Origin of the sequence: Pseudomonas sp. Irchel 3H3 (assembly GCF_900187635.1) — a bacterium.
GTDB lineage: Bacteria > Pseudomonadota > Gammaproteobacteria > Pseudomonadales > Pseudomonadaceae > Aquipseudomonas.
Genome location: NZ_FYEC01000010.1, coordinates 165,447 through 188,256, shown reverse-complemented (window position 1 = coordinate 188,256; position 22,810 = coordinate 165,447). Strand labels below are relative to the sequence as shown.

The following is a 22,810-nucleotide window of genomic DNA, read 5'->3' as shown; positions in this document are numbered from 1 at the left end:
AGGTGATATTCGGTCCGGTAATCCTAGGCCGGGTCTATGCTAGAGAGGCAAAGAACGGGTACGTGTCGATAAAAGTGTTACCTATGTAAAGGTACTTTTTTGTAACCCATGTGGTTGTCCCGTACATACCCCACCACTCGGTGCCTCGCTTAGGCTCGGCATGCCCGTACTCCGACATTGATTTGGGGGGCCGCCGCAATGGGCCTTCCCTGGCCCAGTGCGGCTAAACCGGCGTCCTGCCGGTTTACCCCCCAAATCAATATCGAAGTACGGCCAGCGTGGTTAACGGGGCGCCCAGGATCAAAAACAAAGCGAGGCGGCCTAAAAGCCGACCTGATCGTTGGAGCATGCGCGGTGTAGCTTCTACTTCCCAAGACGCTGACGAAGTCAGCCATCTTTTGATCTGGCTCTGGCTTTTGATCCTGGGCGCCCCGTTAACCACGCTGGCCGAACGCAGGCTTGAAGCCGTGGGTAACCCGGCAGGACGCCGGGTTAGCCGCCCCGCGCCATGGATGGCGCGTGGCGGCGGCCCACGGATTCAAGCCGGAGTGAGGGAACACCGAGCCTAAGCGAGGTGCCGAGTGGTGGGGCAAGAGCCTTTTGCTTACTTTTGGGCTCCTCCAAAAGTGAGCCGCTGTAAAAGCGGAACCATAGGAGGCCGTTACCGCAAGAATGGATATGTACTCGGTCTAATCCAACCCCCCAGAGGCCGCCACGGTAGCAAGCCCCCTCGCCACAGACCGCTACAAAGTTGTGTAGATACCTATGCCCATCGCGGGCAAGCCCGCTCCCACATGGAAAATCCAGCCCCCCCGTACAAACAGGCCGGCCGCCAGGCACCAGCGATGTATCAGGCCGGCCTCTACCCAAGCGGACGCAACATCAGTACCGCCAACGGCGGCAGATTCAGCACCAGTGACAGCGGCTGGCCATGGCTGCCCTCTTCCTCGGTCTGCGCGCCACCGTCGTTACCATAATTGGACCCCGCATAAATACCCGCGTCGCTGTTGATCAACTCGCTCCAGCGTCCGGCGAACGGTACGCCCACCCGGTAGGCCGGACGCGGCACAGGGGTGAAGTTGGCCACCACCAGCACCGGTCGGCCGTCCTTGCTCCAGCGCAGCCAGGCATAAACACTGTTGATCGCATCATCGCCAATCAACCACTGGAAACCTTGCGGTACATCGTCCTGGTCGTGCAGTGCCGGCTCTTCGCGGTACAGCTGGTTGAGGTCGCTGACCAGCTTTTGCACGCCCCGGTGTTCCGGGTACTGCAGCAAGTACCAATCGAGTTGCTGGTCATGGTTCCACTCGCGCCACTGGCCGAACTCACACCCCATGAACAGCAGCTTCTTGCCCGGGTGCGCCCACATGAAACTCAGGTAGGCCCGCAGGTTGGCAAATTTCTGCCAGCGATCGCCGGGCATCTTGTCGATCAGCGAATGTTTGCCGTGCACCACTTCGTCGTGGGAAATCGGCAGGATAAAACGCTCGGACCAGGCGTACACCAGGCCAAAGCTCAGCTCATTGTGATGGTGGGCGCGGTACACCGGGTCCTGCTGGATGTAGTGCAGGGAATCGTGCATCCAGCCCATGTTCCACTTGTAGTCGAAGCCCAGCCCGCCTTGTTGGGTGCTCTGGCTGACGCCCGGCCAGGCGGTGGACTCCTCGGCGATCACCAGGGCGCCCGGCGCCTCGAGGTCGACCACGTCATTGAGATGGCGGACAAAATCGATGGCTTCCAGATTCTCCCGCCCGCCATGGCGGTTGGGCACCCATTCACCGGCCTTGCGCGAATAGTCGCGATAGAGCATCGAGGCCACGGCATCCACCCGCAGCCCGTCGATATGGAAATGCTTGAGCCAGTGCAACGCCGAAGCCAGCATGAAACCGTGGACTTCGGTGCGCCCCAGGTTGTAGATCAGGGTGTCCCAGTCCTGGTGAAAACCTTCCAGCGGGTTGCCGTATTCGTACAGCGCGGTGCCATCGAATTGCGCCAGGCCATGGGTGTCGGTGGGAAAATGCGCCGGCACCCAATCGAGGATCACCCCAATCCCGGCCAGGTGGCAGGCATTGACGAACGCAGCAAAGTCACTGGGCGAACCGTAGCGCGCACTGGGAGCAAACTGTGAGAGCGGCTGGTAACCCCAGGAACCGCCGAACGGATGCTCCATGATCGGCATCAGTTCGATATGGGTAAAACCCAGGTTCTGCACGTAGGGAATCAAGCGCTCGCCCAGTTCGGCCCAGCTGTATTGACGCGCCACTTCCCCGACATCGTCGACCTCGCACTGCCAGGAGCCGGCATGCAATTCATAGATCGACAACGGCGCACTCGGCCGGTGACGCTCGCCGCGCGTCTGCATCCACGCCTGGTCCTGCCAGTCGATGCTCAAGGGGCCCGCGACTTTTGAAGCGGTGTCCGGCGGCAACTGGGTGGCCAGGGCCATGGGGTCGGCCTTGAGCGGCAGGATCCCGTGGGCTCCCAGAATCTCGTACTTGTACGCTTCACCCGCCTGCAGGCGCGGGATGAACAACTCCCAGACCCCGGAGGGATGACGCAGGCGCATCGGGTGGCGGCGACCGTCCCAGATATTGAAATCACCCACCACCGAGACCCGGCGGGCATTCGGCGCCCACACGGCAAAGCGCACCCCGTCCACGCCGTCGACATTCTGCAACTGGGCGCCCAGGCAGGCACTGAGGTCACGGTGGTTGCCCTCGGCGAACAGATACAGGTCCATCTCACCCAGCAACTGCCCGAAGCTGTAGGGATCTTCGGCAGTCTGCTCGCCACCGGCCCACTGGGTGCGCAGCACGTACGCCTGGGCCTGGGGGAAATGTCCGACGAACAACCCTGGTACCTCGCTGGCCGTCAGGCTGCCCAGGACGGCGCCGCTGTCGCGGGCCAGCACCTGGACGCTCAAGGCGTCCGGCAGATAGGCCCGAATGAACTGGCCACCGGCGGCGTCGCCGTGGGGCCCGAGAATCGCAAACGGATCCGGATGTTCGGCACGCACCAGCGCCTCGATGTCGCGCGCTGCCGGCAGCAGCGCCTCTTTGAGTCCCCGTTCCTTCATCACTGCTCTCCACCTATCTCGGAAAAGGGTTCAAGTCCACTTAACAACCCATAGAGCCCGTGCAACGGCACGGGTAGCCAGGCGGGACGATTTTCGGCTTCATACAGCACTTCATACGCGGCCTTCTCCAGCCTGAACAAGGCCAGCGCAGCGTCTTGCGCTCCAGGAATCTGCCAGGCATGAGCAAGACTAGCTGTCGCCAGCCGATATGCCTGGACAAAGGCCGCTTGCGCCTCACGCAAGTAACGTTCGGTGACACGCGCGCGCGCAACATCCGCTTGCCCGGTACTGTCGACGCCCTGCCCGTTGCGCGCCATGGCCGCCGCGTAATCGAACGAACGCAGGACCCCGCTGACATCCTTGTACGGACTGTGCTTGCCCCGGCGTTCATGCAATGCCCGCGCCGGTTCGCCCTCGAAGTCGATCAGGTAGGCATCGCCCTTGATCACCAGCACCTGGCCCAGGTGCAAGTCGCCGTGGACCCGCATGCGCAGACCGCCGGTGGTCTGTTCGGCCAACCCTTGCACATGCTTGAGAATGACCTTGCGGTGTTCCAGCAAACGGGCCACCCGCTGTTGATCGGCAGCCCCCAGTTGCCCCTGGTGCTGCTTGAGCAACAGCAAGGCGCGTTCCAGTTGCGCGGCGATCGAGGTGTACAGCACCTGCTGGTCCTTGGCCGTGGTCACTTCGCTGCCGAACGCCGGATCCTTGCCGGGTGCTGCCAGCAACAGGTGCATTTCCCCCAGGCGCTGGCCGAGCATAGCGGCGAAATCCTGCAGTTCGCCGAGGGCGTTGTAGTGCTGGTCCTGTTCCGACATAGCATCGGCCAGCTCGTCACGAATCGCCCGTTCAAGATTGTTCTGGGTCCACTCCCAGGCATCGCCCTGGTTGCTCAGGTAGCCCTGGGCAATCATCAGCAAGTGGTCGTCACCCTGGGCGTCGCGCCGCACCACGGAGCCGAGCAGTGGCGAAATATGCTCGAAGCCCGCCGCCGTCAGGTACGCGCCCATCTCCAGTTCAGGGTGCACACCACCAGCCACTTTGCGGATCAGCTTGAGCACCAGGCTGGTGCCGATCACCACTGAACTGTTGGACTGTTCGGCGGACAGGTAGCGCACTTCGGACTCGGGCCCAAGCCCCAGTTGCGCCAGTTGGGCAGTGGGTTCGAATCGAATCTCGCCGTCGCTGGATGTAAGCACCGTCTGCGCCTGGATCGCCTGCAACACCGCCCGCACGAAACTGTCGAGGCTGAACGCATCGGTGACCAGGCCGACCTGCGGCCCACGCCGGACCCGCGACAGGGCCAGTTGCTGGGGCAACGCCGCGCCCATCTGGTCCTCTCCAAGAAATCCGAAGGGCAATTGATAGCGGCTGGTCTGACCCTGGCTGCTGACCTCGATTTCGCTCAGCAGCACCGGATGCTGGGCATCGCCAAAACGCACCCCATAGGCGATGTGCACCGATTCGATGCTGGCGTCCTTGCCGGCGAACCAGCGGCGGTTGAGCAGCCAGCTGGGCAACACGTTTTGCTCCAAAAGGGTGCGCGACGGTGCTTCAAGCAACTCTTCCATGCGCTTTTTCAGGACCAGGGTGGTGAAGTCCGGCAAGCTCTGCGCCGGCTCCACGTGCCAGCTCGGCATCTGGTTCTCCGCCGCCAGCACGAACCAGTAGAAACCATAGGGCGCCAGGGTCAGCAGAAAACTCAGCTGGCCAATGGGCGGGAAGGCATTGCCCCCCAGCATCTCCACCGGGACCATGCCGACGTAGGCCGAAAGATCCAGCTCGGCGGCTTGCGCACTGCGCGAGACGTTGGCCACGCAGAGGATGGTTTCGTGGCGGCCATCGGCGCCGGTGAACTCACGGGTATAGGCGAGGATTCGGCGATTGCTCGGTGACAGCATTTTCAGAGTGCCGCGGCCGAACGCCTTGGATTGCTTGCGCACAGCCAGCATGCGCCGGGTCCAGTTGAGCAACGAGTGGGGATCGCCCGCCTGGGTTTCGACGTTGACCGACAGGTAACCGTACTGCGGGTCCATGATCGGTGGCAGCACCAGGCTGGCGGGGTCGGCGCGGGAGAAGCCGCCGTTGCGATCGATCGACCACTGCATGGGCGTGCGCACACCGTCCCGGTCGCCCAGGTAGATGTTGTCGCCCATGCCGATTTCGTCGCCGTAATACAGGGTCGGTGTGCCAGGCATCGACAACAGCAGGCTGTTGAGCAGCTCGATCCGGCGCCGATCACGTTCCATCAAGGGCGCCAGGCGCCGGCGGATGCCCAGGTTGATCCGCGCCCGACGGTCGGCGGCGTAGTAGTTCCACAGGTAATCGCGCTCCCTGTCGGTGACCATCTCCAGGGTCAGCTCATCGTGGTTACGCAGGAAAATCGCCCATTGGCAGTTGGCCGGAATCTCCGGGGTCTGGCGCAGGATATCGGTGATCGGGAAGCGGTCTTCCTGGGCCAGGGCCATGTACATGCGGGGCATCAGCGGAAAGTGGAACGCCATGTGGCACTCGTCGCCGTTGTCGCCGTGGGTATCGCCGCTCCTTTTATTACCAAAATACAGCTGAGTGTCCTCCGGCCACTGGTTGGCTTCGGCCAGCAGCATGCGGTCCGGGTAATTGGCGTCGATCTCGGCCCGGATCTGCTTGAGCACGTCATGGGTCTCGGGCAGGTTTTCGTTGTTGGTGCCGTCGCGCTCGATCAGGTACGGAATGGCGTCCAGGCGCAAGCCGTCGATGCCCATGTCCAGCCAGTAGCGCATCACCGACAGCACCGCCTTCAGGACCTGCGGGTTGTCGAAATTGAGGTCCGGCTGGTGGGAATAGAACCGGTGCCAGAAATACTGGCCGGCGACCGGGTCCCAGGTCCAGTTGGACTTCTCGGTGTCGAGGAAGATGATCCGTGTGCCGTCGTATTTCTGGTCGTCGTCGGACCACACGTAGAAGTCCCGCGCCGCCGATCCGGGCTTGGCCTTGCGTGCCCGCTGGAACCAGGGGTGCTGGTCGGAGGTGTGGTTGATCACCAGCTCGGTGATTACCCGCAACCCGCGCTTGTGGGCCTCGGCAATGAAGCGCTTGGCATCGGCCATGGTCCCGTAATCGCTGTGCACGCCACGGTACTCGGCAATGTCGTAGCCATCGTCACGCCGTGGCGAGGGATAGAACGGCAACAGCCAGATGGTGTTGACGCCCAGGTCGGCGATGTAGTCGAGCTTGGCGATCAGCCCGGGAAAATCGCCGATCCCGTCGTTGTTGGAGTCGAAGTAGGATTTGACGTGAACTTGGTAAATCACCGCATCCTTGTACCAGAGCGGGTCATCGCTGAAGGTGGCTGACCTGGGTTTCTTCGCCATTACAATCTCCTGTTCAGTGGGGGGTGGCAGGTACCGGTCGTGCGGGTTTTGTCACCGCGCCCTACAGCGATATCCGCCAGATGCCGAACGGTTGATGCCAGGGCTCGATGCGCATCCATTGAGTCTTGCCGTACCACGTCCAGCGATGGCCATTCATCAAGTCTTCGCCCTGGGTCACCGCGTCGTCCGCCAGGCCCAGCTCCCACAGCGGCAGCTCGAAATGCGCCTCCTGGGCGTTGAACGGATCCAGGCTGACGGCCACCAGAATGAAGTTGCTGCCATCTGTGCTGCGTTTGCCGAAGTACAGGATGTTGTCGTTCCAGGCGTTGTACAGCTGCAAGCCGAGATGACTGTGCAAGGCCGGGTTCTGCCGGCGGATGCGATTGAGCTGGGCGATCTCGGCGATGATGTTGCCGGGGGCATTGAAGTCGCGGACGCGGATCTGGTACTTCTCCGAATCCAGGTACTCCTCCTTGCCCGGCACCGGTGCCGACTCGCACAGCTCGAACCCTGAATACATGCCCCACAGTCCCGACCCCATGGTCGCCAGCGCCGCGCGAATGAGAAACCCGGCGCGCCCCGACTGGTGCAGGAAGCCCGGGTTGATGTCCGGGGTATTGACGAAAAAGTTCGGCCGGTAGCATTCGCGCCAGGGCGACTGGTTCAGTTCGCTGAAGTAACTCGCCAGCTCCTGCTTGGTATTGCGCCAGGTGAAGTAGGTGTAGCTCTGGGAGTAGCCGACCTTGCCCAGGCGCGCCATCATCGCCGGCGTGGTAAAGGCTTCGGCGAGGAAGATCACCTCGGGGTACAGCGCCCGCACATCGGCGATCAGCCATTGCCAGAACGGCAGCGGCTTGGTGTGCGGGTTGTCGACGCGAAAGATCTTCACCCCCTCCTCGACCCAACCGACCACGATATCGCGCAGCTCCAGCCACAGGCTGGGAATCGCCTCGCTGCTATAGAAGTCGACGTTGACGATGTCCTGGTACTTCTTCGGCGGGTTTTCCGCGTATTTGATGGTGCCGTCCGGCCGCCAGTTGAACCACCCCGGGTGTTGCTGCAGCCAAGGGTGGTCCTGGGAACACTGGATGGCGAAGTCGAGGGCTATTTCCAAACCGTAGTCTGCGGCAGCCGCCACCAGCCGACGGAAGTCTTCGCGGCTGCCCAGTTGCGAATGAATCGCCTCATGGCCGCCCTCCTCGCTACCGATCGCATAGGGGCTGCCTGGATCGTCCGGGCCGGCCGTCAGGGAGTTGTTCGGACCCTTGCGGTAACTGCGCCCGATCGGGTGGATCGGCGGGAAGTAAAGGACGTCGAAGCCCATGTCCTGAATCATCGGCAGGCGCGCATGCACGTCATTGAAGGTGCCATGGCGCGTGGGGTCGTCGGTGATTGATCGCGGAAACAGCTCATACCAACTGGCGAACTGCGCCAGTTCGCGCTCGACGTCGACCGGGTACTGCGGGCTCAAGCTCAGGTAGGCACGCTGATCGGCCTGGCTCATCAGTTCGGCGCTATGGGGGTGCAGGAACAACGCGACCTGCTCGGTTTCGAGCAAACCGGACAATTGCTGGTGCAACGCCGTCAGCTGCTCCTTGAGTGGCCCTTCTGCGCGCTCGGCGGCTTGCTGGACGTGCAGTCGGCCTTCTTGCAGTTCCAGGCTGACGGGGACGCTCGCCAGGTGCTTCTTGTCCAGTTCGTAGCAAAAACTGGCGAAGTGGTCGATCCAGGCTTCGATGCAAAACACATGACGGCCCTGGACCGGCACACGGAAGCGGCCCTGCCACCCATTGTTGCCCAGGTCGCTCATCACCTCGCTCTGCCACACCGCATCGCCCTCGCCACGCCAACGCAGGCGTACCGCGAGCTTGTCGTGACCGTCGGCAAACACTTTGCTGGTCACCTCGACGTCCTGGCCGACCACGGCCTTGACGGCAAATTGCCCGCCTTCGAGGATCGGCATGCAGTCTTCAATCACGATGCGCGGCAGCAACAGCGCCTGGGACAGTGGCATGTGCGGGTTGTAGCTCAACTCATCAGGTTTCTCAGCCGTCATCGAGCATCTCTCCTTTACGCCCCAAGGACGCTCTTGTGTCTGGGTGTCGTCGGCAAGGGAGTCCCGCGCCGAATGAGCTCACTTAGGTTCCGAGCGACAGGCACCGGCAAAAGTTCATAGGGAATTGGCTGGACGCCAATCCGCGGCGCAACGATCAACCTACTTAAGCACGACTCAGGCCACATGCCAGTGGTGGTTTGGACAAGGCCTCATCCATTCCCGTCCGCACCACTTGATATCGGCAATCGGGCTTTACCGCCAACGATCACCTTGATGCTGGGACCGGCGCTGCAGTAAAGGAAAATACGCTTACAAACCTCCAGTAAGCCTGAGTATGGAATAGCCACCATGACAACCCCGTGAAACACATACCGTTCGTCGATTTTTTTAGCAAGTTAGCTCAAATAAAAATACGCGACCTACGTACGTTAAAGAAACGCACTACAAACGTCCTAAGAAGTTTCAGTGCCTTCAAAAAATTTATTCGAATCGGCCATCCATTAACAACCAATCAAATCAGCGCTTACCGCAGGGAAAGACATTTTCCGCTCTTGTTTACATCAAAAACAAAAAAACAGAAACCAACATCAAACCCGCAAGAAAATTCTAAAAACCGCGAAAGAAACCGCCTACAACAAAAAAACCGAAAACTTGCAACACGCGACTCACAAGACTAAAAGTTTAGAGCCACTTGATAGAACGTGAATTTCAGCCGGCCAGGAGCAAAAAATTGAATCACCGACACAGGGACAGTCATGAGACTAAGCATAGAAAACTACAAACTGCTCAACTTCAAAAACGACAACATTACCACTTCACCTGAGCCTGCATCCCGAGCAACACCTCAAACTCTATTAGAAACAATCAAAAAACTGCACCACCGAACAAACATTTCAAAGGATGATCTGTCGAACTTACTAAATGAATATAACCTTGATTACGAAGACGCCTGCCGATCGCTCGAAACCTCAGTGGATCTAGAGTCCGACAAATCCCTATTTTCTTGAGCAGGTCATAGCGGCCCATGATTTGGAGACCGTAAACCTCATGATTCCTTTTCCTTAATAGAGAAATCCCATGCTTAGAAAAATAGTGTTTCGCACCATAAGGATCAGTACAATCTTCATAAAAGAACAACTAAAAGAACCCACCGCTTTTTTCTGGACAATACTCTCGCCAACAGCACTATTTTATCTATTAAATTACTCCAAAGGAATGACTCCGCCCTACCAAGCGAACTACATGGAAGCAACATCCTGGTTTTATGCTTATATCTCTTCAAGCGTCGCTTTTTTTGGTTTCTCTTTTTACATCATAGGACGCAGAGAAAGCGGATTTACACGATCTTTTATCTACACACTTGAAGCAAGAACCATTTTCTTACTGGGTCAATTCCTGGCCTACTCATTAATATCGGTATTTTACTGCCTGGCATTTTATGTGCTTACTCGCCCGGCATTCAGCGCATACTCCATCAGTGAAGCAACGTTCATCGCCGGGCGCTTTTACCTTTGCTTTCTCCTTTTCAGCATACCCGGCCTCTTACTAACACTCCCTCCCCTGACGTTTCAAAACGCTAACACCACCTTCTCAATCATCTCATTCTCAATGCTCACTCTCGGTATTCACAGCGCTAACATCACGCCATCAACCTCGTATTCTCTATACAGCATCAACCCGCTAGCAATGGCTCACAACATCGTCATGAACGGAGTACAGAGCAACCTGACATATTTAATAATCATACTGACGTTATTCCCCACCACCCTTCTACTCACCCTACGCTTCTTAAGAATCAATCCGATATGGAGCCGATACTAATGAAATCACTTTCCGTCAACAATATTTGCTTCAGTCATCCTAACAAGCCGATCTTCGTTAATGCTTCAATGTCTATCGAAGCCGGTTCAATCGTAGGCTTACTAGGCCCAAACGGCAGCGGCAAAACCACATTTTTCGACATGATATGCGGATTACTAAACGACAAAAATCTGCAGGTAAACAGCACATTCAAATATCCACTTTACCTCACTCAATCATTAACAACCCCACACACACTGCGCATGTTTGATATTTTCAAACTAACTACATTACTCTGCTCTTCAGAAACCATTAGCCAAAAGTGCGCGATTGAGAAACTGCGGATATGGAGCCCTGAAATCATTGATCGATATAAGGCCTTGTGGAATAAAAAATCCACTCTCTGTAGTTACGGTGAAAAGCGTTGGTTCTTCACATTGACCTTGCTGACGTTAAGTGCGGACCTGGTCATACTGGACGAACCCAGCGCCGGGGTTGACCCGGAGTTTCGTCACTATATCTGGAAGTGTTTAAAGGGGGCAGCTCGGGAGGGGGTAGCCATTTTAGTCTCTTCTCATAACATTGAAGAAATCTCCGCTAACTGCGATCGCTTTTATATGATTAGTGAATGTACTTTCAAGCCATTTCAATCCGGAGCTGAATTTATCCGCCACTACGACACCGACAGCCTTGACGAGGCATTCATCCGGGCAGCAACGCCCCCTCCCCGCTAACCATTGCGCTCGATATCTGGGCAATTGCCTGGAATCAAATCCACACGCGGGAGGTCAACCCACATAAGCAGGACCCACGCCACGTGCCACTGGAGGTTAGACCGATGACCAATCCTTTCCCTGGAGAAACCCCGGATCCGAACATCGATCATCCGGTGATCCCCGACACCGATCCGCAACCCGTTCCCGAGCAGGACCCGCCAGGCACCAACCCGCCACCGCGGGAAGAGCCACCGACGCCGATGCCGCCGGTCATTGTCGGCCCGGCATAGAAATCCATCCCTAGGGCTCCTTGTCCTTTTCAAACAGGTTGACGATCCACGGCATGACGCTGAACACCGCCAGTGCCAGCAGCGTACTGAGCACCGCCGTCGACTCGCGGCCCATGCCGGCGGCGACGCCAATGGCGGCGGTCATCCACAGGCCGGCAGCGGTGGTCAGGCCCTTGACGTGGCTTTCGTCACCGTCCTTGCCCTTGAGAATGGTCCCGGCACCGAGAAAGCCGATGCCGGCGATCACCCCCTGCACCACTCGGCTCATGGCATCGGCCTGGGCCCCGGACATCTGTGGCACCAGCACAAACAGCGCGGCGCCCATGGCGACCAGCATGTGGGTGCGCACCCCGGCGGCCTTGCCTTTCTGCTCACGCTCAAACCCGAGGATCGCCCCCAGCAACGCGGCGATCAGCAAGCGCACGGTAATGCGCGTCAACTGCGATGCGTCGCCGATGTCGGCGAACTCCGCTTGCAGGGTGATCCAGACTTCATGCCACCAGGCGTCCATGAGGCAGTCCTGAAAAGAAGGTTGATAAGGCATGGACCGCGCCGACCGCTAATCGGTTGCAGCGAACGATGGACGGCCCCAGGACCCTAACGTGAAAGCCCCAAAAACAGTGGAGAGCCCCATGACCGTGCGCATCGAAAACCAGACCTGCTTTTTCACCACCGAAAGCGGCGAAGAGATCCGCCTGGCCGCTGACGTGACCATCCTCACTGACGGTGATAAGTCGATGTCGGCGGTGGACCTCGACGGTCAGCGCGTGTACATCACCGAAGCAGAAGCCGACGCATTGACCGTAGCAGGTGCGGTCGATGGCCGGCGCCACCTGAAGGTCACTGACAGTGATTCGGTGATTTGACTGATCTCCATCAAGCCCCCCGCCAGGCGCCTGGGATAGGCATGCGCGCCACGCCCGGCGGGGTGCATCAAGTTGTCAGCGCGAAACCGGCATAAACGCCCGATCATGTGATGTTTTACAAGATTTACCCGTGGAAAAGTGCTGCACCGGGAGGAACAGTCGATAGGTCACCTGACCGCAGTTGATCGGAACTCCCTAGGCACAATCAATCAAAGGTATATTTGCCTTCGAACATAAACGCCGGCTCTCTCCAGTTTGGCCCCCTGACGATTCCAGTCCCTCTATATTTGATAACTCCGGCGTTTGACATGCTCTTGACGAGGTTCAACAGCCCCATGTTATCTGTCACATGCGCCCAACCTGCCCTGTTATAAAATCGATCCAGCTGAGGAAGGGATATACCCAGTTCGTTCTTCGTGAATAACAGAATTACTTCTTCGGGCTTCTCGTTGAGTATAATTGTCATTATAGTGTTCATTATTTTACTCCTCCTATTTCCTTGTACTCTTTTTCCCATTGCTTTTCTTCCGCCTCTATAGCATCAGGCGTATAGAGTAGCTCAACAGTATCTTTTAGCTTGTAGTCTTCCAATGTCGCGGCGTGAGTACTATTCCAAATAACACCATCGTCATTCGGATTTACACCATCAGCCACCCCTGAAACTCTGAAACGATCCAATTCCCTAAGCTCATGGGTATAAAAACGCCTATCGACAGCCATAATTGTCAACTCTCCTCGCAGGATTTTTTCCAGGCGATCAATCATGATCGCATTGGCGGCCGAAGGATCGAAGCGTCCCGTATGCAATTTCACTAGGTCAATACCCGCTTGTGTCACGGTAGCACTGGTCCAATCCAGATCCAGGGTCGGGCCTCCGGCTTTGGCGGGATTGTATAATCGACCACTGTACTTTCCTCTCGTCGTCGCTCCTTTGTAAGGGCTATTGAAAACAACGTAGATTGGCGGCAGACCGCTCTCAACCGGGAAGCAGTAAAGGCAATCCCTGAAGTCCGGCAATTCGACAGCGGGTAAAGTTTCAGGCTGCACCAGTAATGGTGCCAGAGTGATCCCCGTGTAAATAGGTACTTGCGCGGGTTTGACAGGTGAAGTTGTCGAACTGTTTCCTGAGATAATGATGGGGAAGCTGAGAATAGTGGGCGACGTATCGTTTGACGTGAAGCTGTAGCTACTGGTCGTCGGATCGAACACCAGGACCCGCACAGGCACTTTTGCCGAAACACTCCCTTCAGCCGGGGTTGCAACGAGTGTGTATTGGCTGAGATCGCCATAGATCCGATAAGGAAGGTCAATGATACCTTCGCCAGCGGCGATTTAATTAAGGTTAGGTGGCAGCCCCGGCAAAAGTTTATTGGCAGGCAGACTGAGCACTGTTTCAGGGTAACGTTCACCGTTGCCAAGAGCCGGTGAATAGAACAAGGCTCCTATACCGACAGCAGTAGCGCGGCTGAGAAGTGCTTCCCCCAATCCGCTCAACAACTGGATGCCTTTTTGAATCGCCGCCTCTAAGGTCCAACCGTTAGCGGTGTGGAGGGTAATGGTACCCGCCACAGTTCCCAACTGCGCGCTTTGGACAATGGGTAGCCTGAAGGTGTAGGCAGTGTCGCCCTTAGCCAATGCAGAATGGATCGCAGCATCTACCACCATGGAGGCGTCTTCTAGGATGACAACTGCTTCGACAAGAATCCGTTTAACGTACGCCGCAGTCAGTGATCTCAGGAAACCCTCATAGAAGCTTCTTGATGCTCCCTCATAATCTTCTGCATCCACGTAGGCTGCAAAGAGTTCGGAACTCTCGGTACTGTTCAGCGACAGAGCGTCTACGCCAAAATATACAACCGCCGCGCTCCAACTCCTATTCCGGACGATCTTTTGTAGAAGCTCAAAGATAATCGCTTTCTTTTTTAAGTCAGCTTCCAGAGTATTTGGTTGTTGGGTGTCGACGGCCGAGGACATTCGTTCTTTTAGATCATTTATAATGCTTGACGTGCCACCAGAAAAACTACTCATTATCTGGTCGCAGACCGAAAGCCCCACCTCCACTAGTTTTGTGTATGTATCGCGAGTATTTTTTATATCATCAATGTTGTATGGCGGCGTAACCGCTGGGACAACCCCATCCCATAATAGAATACTGTCTAAGTCTAAAGCAAAACCGGGAGCCTCTTTGAATGGAGCAAACAGAGAGTCAGGCGCTATCAGAAACGAAGGAAGATTGGCAGGTTCTTGCATTTGGTGCTCCGTGCAATAAATTAAATTCCGTGTAATAGGCAAGCCGCCCAAGCTTCATCGCAACAATAGGATTATTTCAATCGTTAAATGTTAACGGGGTTTGTCGTATGCAAAAGGTGATTTCAGGTCGAAATAGTTCCTGATATTTCTGGGCGAACAGCCATTAACACTATTTAATTCGGAGGAAATACTTCATGACGCAATACTCCGCGAACGATCTTGATGATACGTTCATCCAAGCACCCCACGTGTTAAACCCTCCCCCTCCTTTCCGACCATCGCACGATCACCTGCATCTGGACAGCGCCAGCGCCAGCAGGGTGCTGAGCACCGTTGTCGACTGGCGGCTCACTGACGGTGACAAGTCGATGTCGGCGGTGGACCTCGACGGTCAGCGCGTGTACATCACCGAAGCAGAAGCCGACGCATTGACCGTAGCAGGTGCGGTCGATGGGCGGCGGCACTTGAAGGTCACTGACAGTGATTCGGTGATTTGACTGATCTCCATCAAGCCCCCCGCCAGGCGCCTGGGATAGGCATGCGCGCCACGCCCGGCGGGGTGCATCAAGTTGTCGCAGGGGCGGTGCAGAAGCTCATCTGATCCGCTTTTTAATCCAATACCTGAGTCTGTTATGCAAACAGTTGCCCGCGCATAGTTCATTGGCCTGATGGAGGCTGATGAGCGAAAGACCATGAGCGATAAAATCCCCGTCCGATTAGTAGAAACATTCGAGCCTTCGCGTTCAAAGATGAAGGCCAAATCCAGCGACAACCAGATCCACACCCGTAGCTTCAGCGGTTTGTTCCGTACCCTGCGCATCAGTGGTGCGGGTTTTCTGTTCCTGGCGTTTTTTGGCACCGTGTGGCTGAACTGGGGTGGCCGCCAGGCCGTGCTTTGGGACCTGGCGCAGAGCAAGTTCCACATCTTCGGTGCAACCTTCTGGCCGCAGGATTTCATCCTGCTCTCGGCGCTGTTGATCATCTGCGCCTTCGGCCTGTTCGCAATCACCGTGTTTGCCGGGCGCGTCTGGTGTGGCTACACCTGCCCGCAGAGCTCGTTCACCTGGTTGTTCATGTGGTGTGAAAAAGTCACCGAGGGTGAGCGCAACCAGCGGATCAAGCTGCAAGCCGCGCCCTGGACCCTGGAAAAACTGCTGCGCCGCTCGGCCAAACACACCATGTGGCTGGCGATCAGCGTGCTCACCGGCCTGACCTTTGTCGGTTACTTCACGCCGATCCGGCCGCTGGTCGAAGAACTGCTGACCTGGCAAATGGGCGGCGTCAGCCTGTTCTGGGTGCTGTTTTTCACCGCAGCCACCTACATCAACGCCGGCTGGCTGCGCGAAGCGGTGTGCATGCACATGTGCCCCTACGCACGGTTCCAGAGCGTGATGTTCGACAAGGACACCCTGACCATCTCCTACGACACCGCCCGTGGCGAACACCGCGGTCCGCGCAAGCGCGAGGTCAAGCCGGCCGAGGTGGGCCTGGGCGACTGCATCGACTGCCAGTTGTGCGTGCAGGTCTGCCCCACCGGGATCGACATCCGCGACGGCTTGCAGATGGAGTGCATTGGCTGCGCCGCCTGCATCGACGCCTGTGATTCGATCATGGACAAGATGGGCTACGCCCGGGGCCTGATCAGCTATACGTCCGAGCACCAGTTGCAAGGTGGCAAGACCCACTTGTTGCGCCCGCGCCTGATCGGCTACACCGCGGTGCTGGTGGTGATGATCGGTGCCCTGGTGCTGGCCTTGATGGAGCGGCCGATGGTGTCCTTGGATGTGAGCAAGGACCGTGGCCTGTTCCGTGAAAACAGCCAGGGCCAGATCGAGAACATCTACAGCCTCAAGATCATCAACAAGACCCAACAGCGCCAGGACTATCGCCTGTCACTGGTCGATGGCGAGGGTTTCCAGTTGCAGGGCAAGACCGAGCTGAGCCTGGCACCCGGGGAGATTCTCGATGTGCCGGTGTCGGTCGCCATGACCACCGACAAGCCCGCCAGTAGCTCACAGACCCTGAGCTTCAAGGTCAGCGACAGCGACGAGCCGCAGATCAACAGCGTGGCGAACAGCCGCTTTGTTGCACCGATGAACCGCTGAGCCTTTACACTGCGGTGCTGCGATCGCGAGCAGGCTCGCTCCTACATACCAGTGGCAGCGAGCCTGCTGGCGAAACAGGCACCTCGATTTTTCTGAATGACATCTATCGGGCTTTCGATGAAACGCTACGAAAAATTCGCTGACGACATTGCCGAGCTGATCCGCTCAGGCGTCCTGGGGCCAGGCCAGCGGGTGCCCTCGGTGCGGTATGCCAGCCAGACGTATGGGGTCAGCCCGTCCACGGTGTTCCAGGCCTACTACCTGCTGGAGCGCCGAGGCCTGATTCGCGCCCGGCCGCGCTCCGGCTACTTCGTCAACACCCACGCCCCCAGCCCGTTTTCCGAGCCGGTGATCAGCAGCCAGGTCAACGAGTCCACCGAAGTCGACGTCAGCGAACTGGTGTTCTCGGTGCTGGACTCGATCAAGGACCCGCACACCGTGCCGTTCGGCTCGGCGTTCCCCAGCCCGACCCTGTTTCCGCTGCAACGCCTGGCGCGTTCGCTGGCCAGTGCCAGCCGCGAAATGGACCCGCGCATGGTGGTCACCGACATGTCGCCGGGCAACCCGCAACTGCGCCGGCAAATCGCCCTGCGCTACATGGTCGGCGGGCTGATGCTGCCCATGGAAGAACTGCTGATCACCAACGGCGCGCTGGAAGCCCTCAACCTGTGCCTGCAAGCCGTCACCGAACCCGGCGACCTGGTGGCCATCGAGGCCCCGGCCTTCTATGCCAGCCTGCAAGTGCTCGAACGGCTCAAGCTCAAGGCCGTGGAGATTCCCGTGCACCCGCGCGATGGCATCGACCTTGGGGTGCTCGCGCAAACCCTCGAACGCCACCCGATCAAGGCCTGCTGGTGTATGACCAGCTTCCAGAACCCGATGGGCGCGACCATGCCCGAGGCCAAGAAACAGGAACTGGTGGAGTTGCTGCGCCGTCATCAGGTGCCGCTGATCGAAGATGACGTCTACGCCGAGCTGTATTACGGCCAGCAAGCACCGAAACCGGCCAAGGCCTTCGACACCGAGGGCCTGGTGATGCACTGCGGTTCGTTCGCCAAGAGCCTGGCGCCCGGTTACCGCATTGGTTGGGTGGCCGCCGGGCGCTATGCGCAGAAGATCGAACGACTGAAGCTGATGACCTCGCTGTGTGCCTCGATGCCGGCCCAGGCAGCGATTGCCGATTACCTGCAACACGGCGGCTATGACCGCCACCTGCGCAAGTTGCGCTATGCCCTGGAAGAACAGCAAAGCGCCATGCTGGCGGCCATCGCCCGCTACTTCCCGGCACAGACCCGCGTCAGCCAGCCGGCCGGCGGCTACTTCCTGTGGCTGGAGCTGCCGGAGCAGATGGACTCGTTGAAGTTGTTCCAGATGGCCCTGGCCCAGGGCATCAGCATCGCGCCGGGACCGATCTTTTCTCCGACCCGACGTTTTCGCAACTGCATCCGCCTGAACTACGGCAGCCCCTGGACCGAGGACACGGAAAAGGCCATGGAGACCCTGGGCCGTATCGTGCGCTCGTTCTAGCGCCCGCCCGCCACGTCAATGAAAGTCCCGACCGCATAGGACGCCTTGTCCGAGAGCAGCCAGATGATTGCCTCGGCGACTTCGTCGGGACGCCCGCCACGGGCCATGGGAATTCCCGACTCGAGTTTGCTGACCCGGTCCGGGTCGCCGCTCAGGGCATGGAAGTCGGTGTAGATGTAGCCCGGCCGCACCGCGTTGACCCGGATGCCTTCGCCGGCGACTTCCTTGGACAGGCCGATGGTGAAGGAGTCCAGTGCCCCCTTGGAGGCGGCGTAGTCGACGTACTCCCCCGGCGAACCAAGACGCGAGGCCACCGACGAGACGTTGACGATGCTGCCACCCTGCCCGCCATGTTTGGGCGACATGCGCAGCAGTGCGTGCTTGGCGCAGAGAATCGGCGCCAGGACGTTGGTCTTCATGATTTTCAGGATGCGAAACTCGGACATGTCCTCGACGCGAGACTTCTGCCCGACCGTGCCGGCGTTGTTGACCAGCGCGGTGACCCGCCCCAGTTCTTGGTCGACGCGCTGGAACAGGCTGATCACTTCGTCTTCGATGCTGACATCGGCACGCACCGCGATTGCCTGGGCCCCCAGGGCACGGACTTGGGCCAGGACCCGATGGGCCGCCTCTTCGTCCGCCAGGTAGTTGATGCAGATGCGATACCCCTGCTCTGCGGCCAGTAACGCCGTGGCCGCGCCAATACCGCGACTGCCACCGGTGATGACGATGACTTTATCCATGCTTGCTTGCTCCCCTATCCAGACGTGTAACCTCGCGTGGCAAGGATACCCGCCACAGCCGGGTTTTGCATGGGGACGAACAGCCGCGGGGTTATCCGCAGGCCGAATTGCCGATAAAAAGCTCCCCAGGGCGCCCGACCCAGGCCTACACCCGGCCAAGCAAATGGCTCATCGCGGTCTTGAGCTTCATCGGCCGCACCGGCTTGTGCATCAGGGTATGGCCGAGCTCGCGGATCTGCTGCTTGAGCTCGTTGCTGTAGTTGGCGGTGATCATCATCGCCGGAATCGCACAGGCGCGCCGCGCGTTGATCCGGGCCACGGCGTCGACACCATTCTGCTCGTCGTCCAGATGATAGTCGGCGATCAGCAAGTCGGCTTCGGCGTGGTAGTTGTCCACCTGGCGTGCCAGGTCCTGCTCGGACAACGCGGTTACCACCCGGCAGCCCCAGCCTTCAAGCAAGGTGCGCATGCCGGCGCAGATCGCCGCGTCGTTATCCAGTACCCACACCCGCGCGCCCCGCAGGCGCTCCAACATCGGCTCGCTGATGACCAGGCTTGGCAGGGCCTTGGGCGCAGTGGCGCTGAGCGGCACCTCCACGGAAAATACCGAGCCGCGCCCCGGCCAGGAACGCACGTGGATCCGGTGGCCGAGGATCCCGGCGATCTTCTCGACGATCGCCAACCCCAGGCCCAGCCCTCGATCCTGATGGGGGCGCTGCACGTCGCCGCGCTTGAACTCCTGGAAAATTTCCTCCAGGCGATCTTCGGCGATGCCCATGCCGCTGTCCCAGACCTCGATCGACAGCCGCTGGTGCTGGCGCCGGCATCCCAACACCACGCGGCCGCTGTAGGTGTAGCGGATGGCATTGCTCAGCAGATTGCGCAGGATCCGCGCCAGCAACTGGATGTCGCTGCGCACCAAGGCCGAACAGGCCACGAAGTGCAGTTCCAGGCCCTCGCTGCGAGCCACCTGGGTGTACTCCGCGGCGAGGTTTTCGAGCAATTCGCTCAAGGCGAACGGCGCGATATCGGCAGTGATCACCCCGGCATCCAGCTTGGAAATATCGACCAGGGTGCCCAGCAGGTTTTCCACGTCCTCCAGCGAATTGCTGACATTGCGCACCAGCACTTCATTGGCCTGGGGCTCGCGGCGTTCGAGCAAGGCCCCGGTAAACAACCGCGCGGCGTTCAGCGGTTGCAGCAGGTCATGGCTGACCGCGGCGAGAAACTTGGTCTTCGACAGGTTGGCCCGCTCGGCCTCCAGCTTGGCCTCGCGCAGCCGCGATTCGACGCGCCGGCGCTCGTCGATCTCGCTGCGCAGTTGCGTGTTGAGGGTGGTCAGCTCCGTGGTGCGTTCGCGCACCCGCAGCTCGAGGTTCTGATAGGCCTGATGCAGTGCCTCGGCGGTCCGTCGGCGCTCGGTGATGTCGCGAATCAGCACAAAGATCCCCACCACTTCGCCGCTGGCCAGGCGATTGGGCACGTAGGAGCGCAGCATGTAGCGCTCCTGATTGTTGATGTTGGTCTCGGCAAACTCGAAGGTCACGCTCTCGCCCGCCAGCGCCCGCGCCACATAGGCTTCCAGGCGTTGGTAGTGCTGTTCGCTGTGGACCTCGCGCAGGCTCTGGCCGAGCATCACTCCGCGCGGCCAGCAGTACCACTCTTCGTAGACCTTGTTGGTGAATTCGTAGACCAGGTCGGCGTTGAGGTAGGCGATCAGGGCCGGCACGTGGTCGGTGATCAGGCGGATCCAGCGCTCGCTTTCACTCAGCGCTTCGGCGTGCTGGTAGCGCTCGGTGATGTCGGTGAAAGTGTTGACGAAACCGCCGGTGGGCAATGGATGGGTGCGGATCTCCAGGACCCGGCCATCGTACAGGCGCTGTTCGCACTCCTGCACGGGGCGGCCGTTGGCGTCGCGACTGGCGGGAGTCAGCAGTTGCAGTTCGCTGTCGCCGATGACCTCGCTGAACGGTCGATGGGCGGCCACCGGAGCCAGTCCGCTGAGTTCGAGAAAACGCCGGTTCCACAGTTCCAGCACGCCCTCGGCGTTGACCATCGCCACCCCTTGGGACAGGTTGTCCACCGCCCGTTGCAACAAATGGGATTTCTGCGCCACCGCCTGCTCACGGCGCACGGTCTCGCTTTGCTTGACCTCGGTGATATCGGTGAACAGGATCACCCGCCCGCCTTCCTGGGTCGGCCGCTCGCTGACCTGCAGCCAGCGCCCGTTCTGCAGGCGATACAGCAGGCTTTCGTCGGCACTGCCCCGGGGTTCCTCGGTAAACAGCCCGGTCCCGGCCATCAGGCGCTTGACCTCGCCCAGGCGCATGCCGGCGATGATCCGCACCCGGCTGTTGCTCCAGAACGCCTTGAAGCGGCTATTGAACAGGACGATGCGCTGGTCGGCGTCGAACAGCACAAAGGCGTCGGAAATGCTCTCGATGGCATCGATCAGGTGCTGGTGCGCCGTCTCGGCCCGCAGCCGCGCGTCACTGAGCAGGTGATTGCCAGCCTTGAGCTCGGCCATCGCCTGGTTCAGCGCATCGGTACGCTCACGCACCTGTTCGGCCAGCACCACCGAGTGCTGGAACGCCGCATAGGGGTCGTTGCCCCGGGTGACGCCGGATTCGATGCGCTCGATCAGGGCACTGTTGATGCGCGCCAGTTTGTGGTTGTCGCGCTGCAGGCTGGCGATCTGCGCCTGCAGCTCAGCGTTTTGCTGGGGATCGGCCACGGGCAATGGCAACCCCGGTAAAGGTCTGGTTGATGTGCATGCCATTGAACTGTTCTCCGTAGGTGTTGAAACCCATCACCCGCTGGTCCCGCAAAAACCCGCCGATCTGCTCCAGCTTGCCGCTGTCTTCCAGTTCCAGGCGCCGCAGGAAGCAGTCGCAACCGATGGTCAGCAGCAGCTCGCCGAGGCGCTCCTGCAAGCCCGCGAACAGCTGCTCCAGGTTCGGCAGCATCGGCCCCGGCGTCATGGCGGTGAGGACAATGCCGTTTTCCACGGCGCAGTAGAAACTCAGGCTCAGGTCCGGGTGCATTTGCTGGATCGCCCGCACGTAGTACTGCTGGTTGATCCGCACGGCCAAGGGGTGGGCGGCAAAAATCCGGTGGTCGAGCTCGGCCACCGGCACGCCAATGTGCCGGGCGTACTCTTCGGCGGCTGGCTCGGCGTTGAGTTCGAACACCCGCCTGGAAGGACTGTCGGCACCGGTCACCACCAGCTTTTCCGCACGCGGCAGGATGTGGTGGGTGGTGAACACTTCAAAGTCGAGCCAGGTATTGACCAGCACCACCACCGCCGCGCCGCTGTGAAATGCGCCGTCGAAGTACACATGGGTGTGAGTCAGGTAATTGTCGTCGCCGGCCGAACCACCGAAATGGGGGATGTCGCCCAAGGCGGCACTGAGGGCGGCAAGCACCATCTCCTCGCGACTGGACAGCCCGTCAAGCAGGGTCAGGGCAAAGCTGTTGCCCTTGATCGGGGCCAGGGTGTTGCTGCGACAGCCACTGACCAGGCGCTCGACCATCTGCTGGGCGTCGATCAGGCTGAAGTGCTCCATCTCGTCGATCAGCGCGGTAGAGATAGAGAAGTGCCGGTGATCGAAACCCACCGCCGTTACGCAGTTGCGGCCGTAGCCCTGGGGGGTGATTTCCCCGGCACTGGTGCAGCCCACCAGGCGGATCCCGCCGAACCCCTGCTGCAGGGCCTGGCCCAGCGCCTGGAGGTCGTACTCGGCGGAGCAGAAAAACAGCACGAACCCCAAGTGCGGATGCAACAACTGCCGCGCCAGCTCCTGGGCTACCTGTTGCGCGTCACTGGCCTGGGACATGGCACTGACGACCCCTTCACTCTGGACCTGCTGCATCGTCGCCTCCGGCAGGTGCGCATGGTTGAGGCTTGAGTGTACGAAGGCCACGGACCGCGACCTATGCTACTTGGGTAGCGGTCTGGCACTTCGATGGGATGAGAGGGGTGCGACGCCGGCCGTGATGCGCACAGCCAGCGCCACACCGGGGGG

16 protein-coding genes are annotated in these 22,810 nt (G+C 59.4%); 6 read left to right on the top strand and 10 right to left on the bottom strand.

Features of this window, described 5'->3' with window-relative positions:
- Positions 1-862 precede the first annotated feature (862 nt).
- The 3 genes from glgB to CKW24_RS13920 all read right to left on the bottom strand — a co-directional run bounded on the left by glgB (position 863) and on the right by CKW24_RS13920 (position 8,488).
- Positions 863-3,079, bottom strand: coding sequence for a 1,4-alpha-glucan branching protein GlgB (glgB, locus tag CKW24_RS13930; protein WP_095168758.1), 2,217 nt, complete (start codon positions 3,077-3,079; stop codon positions 863-865).
- On the bottom strand, positions 3,079-6,432 hold the full coding sequence (treS, locus tag CKW24_RS13925) for a maltose alpha-D-glucosyltransferase (protein WP_095168757.1): 3,354 nt from the start codon (positions 6,430-6,432) through the stop codon (positions 3,079-3,081). Before treS ends, glgB begins: the two co-directional genes overlap by 1 nt.
- A 61-nt stretch (positions 6,433-6,493) precedes the next feature.
- A complete protein-coding gene (locus CKW24_RS13920) occupies positions 6,494-8,488 on the bottom strand; it encodes an alpha-1,4-glucan--maltose-1-phosphate maltosyltransferase (RefSeq protein WP_095168756.1) in 1,995 nt (664 codons plus the stop codon).
- A 1,820-nt stretch (positions 8,489-10,308) separates the two neighbouring features.
- Between CKW24_RS13920 and CKW24_RS13910 the strand changes: the two genes are divergently transcribed.
- Entirely contained in the window at positions 10,309-11,022 is a 714-nt protein-coding gene (locus CKW24_RS13910; RefSeq protein ID WP_095168754.1) for an AAA family ATPase, read from the top strand.
- A 104-nt stretch (positions 11,023-11,126) separates the two neighbouring features.
- A complete protein-coding gene (locus CKW24_RS28255; RefSeq protein ID WP_174244579.1) occupies positions 11,127-11,294 on the top strand; it encodes a hypothetical protein in 168 nt (55 codons plus the stop codon).
- Between the two features lie 10 nt (positions 11,295-11,304).
- On the opposite strand, the gene CKW24_RS13905 is transcribed toward CKW24_RS28255, so the two are convergent.
- On the bottom strand, positions 11,305-11,805 hold the full coding sequence (locus CKW24_RS13905) for an MgtC/SapB family protein (RefSeq protein WP_095168753.1): 501 nt from the start codon (positions 11,803-11,805) through the stop codon (positions 11,305-11,307).
- 121 nt (positions 11,806-11,926) lie between these two features.
- Here CKW24_RS13905 and CKW24_RS13900 point away from each other — a divergent pair, with 121 nt between their 5' ends.
- Positions 11,927-12,160 (top strand): DUF3203 family protein, encoded by a 234-nt coding sequence (locus CKW24_RS13900; protein WP_095168752.1) that lies wholly within the window; start codon positions 11,927-11,929, stop codon positions 12,158-12,160.
- A 205-nt stretch (positions 12,161-12,365) separates the two neighbouring features.
- On the opposite strand, the gene CKW24_RS13895 is transcribed toward CKW24_RS13900, so the two are convergent.
- The 3 genes from CKW24_RS13895 to CKW24_RS28430 are packed head-to-tail and all read right to left on the bottom strand — an operon-like array spanning position 12,366 to position 14,410.
- The gene (locus CKW24_RS13895) at positions 12,366-12,638 is read right to left on the bottom strand and encodes a hypothetical protein (protein ID WP_095168751.1); all 273 of its coding nucleotides are present in this window, start codon (positions 12,636-12,638) and stop codon (positions 12,366-12,368) included.
- Positions 12,638-13,492, bottom strand: a complete 855-nt coding sequence (locus CKW24_RS28435) for an S-type pyocin domain-containing protein (RefSeq protein ID WP_305886486.1) — start codon at positions 13,490-13,492, stop codon at positions 12,638-12,640. The genes CKW24_RS13895 and CKW24_RS28435 overlap by 1 nt, the downstream gene beginning before the upstream one ends.
- Complete coding sequence (locus CKW24_RS28430) at positions 13,493-14,410, bottom strand: hypothetical protein (protein ID WP_256585463.1); 918 nt, start codon at positions 14,408-14,410, stop codon at positions 13,493-13,495.
- A 194-nt stretch (positions 14,411-14,604) separates the two neighbouring features.
- On the opposite strand from CKW24_RS28430, the gene CKW24_RS28660 reads away from it, so the two are divergent.
- From CKW24_RS28660 to mapR, 3 genes are all read left to right on the top strand, one after another.
- Positions 14,605-14,907: a DUF3203 family protein gene (locus CKW24_RS28660; RefSeq protein ID WP_143501202.1), complete on the top strand. Its 303-nt coding sequence runs from the start codon at positions 14,605-14,607 to the stop codon at positions 14,905-14,907.
- Positions 14,908-15,102: 195 nt separating this feature from the next.
- Positions 15,103-16,515 carry a cytochrome c oxidase accessory protein CcoG gene (gene ccoG / locus CKW24_RS13880; protein ID WP_095168750.1) on the top strand — a complete coding sequence of 471 codons (1,413 nt, stop codon included), beginning with the start codon at positions 15,103-15,105 and terminating at the stop codon, positions 16,513-16,515.
- A gap of 117 nt (positions 16,516-16,632) precedes the next feature.
- Positions 16,633-18,042: a GntR family transcriptional regulator MpaR gene (gene mapR / locus CKW24_RS13875; RefSeq protein ID WP_095168749.1), complete on the top strand. Its 1,410-nt coding sequence runs from the start codon at positions 16,633-16,635 to the stop codon at positions 18,040-18,042.
- On the opposite strand, the gene CKW24_RS13870 is transcribed toward mapR, so the two are convergent.
- From CKW24_RS13870 to nosP, 3 genes are all read right to left on the bottom strand, one after another.
- Complete coding sequence (locus CKW24_RS13870) at positions 18,039-18,785, bottom strand: SDR family oxidoreductase (protein ID WP_095168748.1); 747 nt, start codon at positions 18,783-18,785, stop codon at positions 18,039-18,041. The two genes, mapR and CKW24_RS13870, sit on opposite strands and share 4 nt — an antisense overlap.
- 145 nt (positions 18,786-18,930) lie before the next feature.
- Entirely contained in the window at positions 18,931-21,564 is a 2,634-nt protein-coding gene (nahK, locus tag CKW24_RS13865; RefSeq protein ID WP_095168747.1) for a hybrid sensor histidine kinase/response regulator NahK/ErcS', read from the bottom strand.
- On the bottom strand, positions 21,494-22,657 hold the full coding sequence (gene nosP / locus CKW24_RS13860) for a nitric oxide-sensing protein NosP (RefSeq protein ID WP_095168746.1): 1,164 nt from the start codon (positions 22,655-22,657) through the stop codon (positions 21,494-21,496). Before nosP ends, nahK begins: the two co-directional genes overlap by 71 nt.
- Between the last annotated feature and the right edge of the window lie 153 nt (positions 22,658-22,810).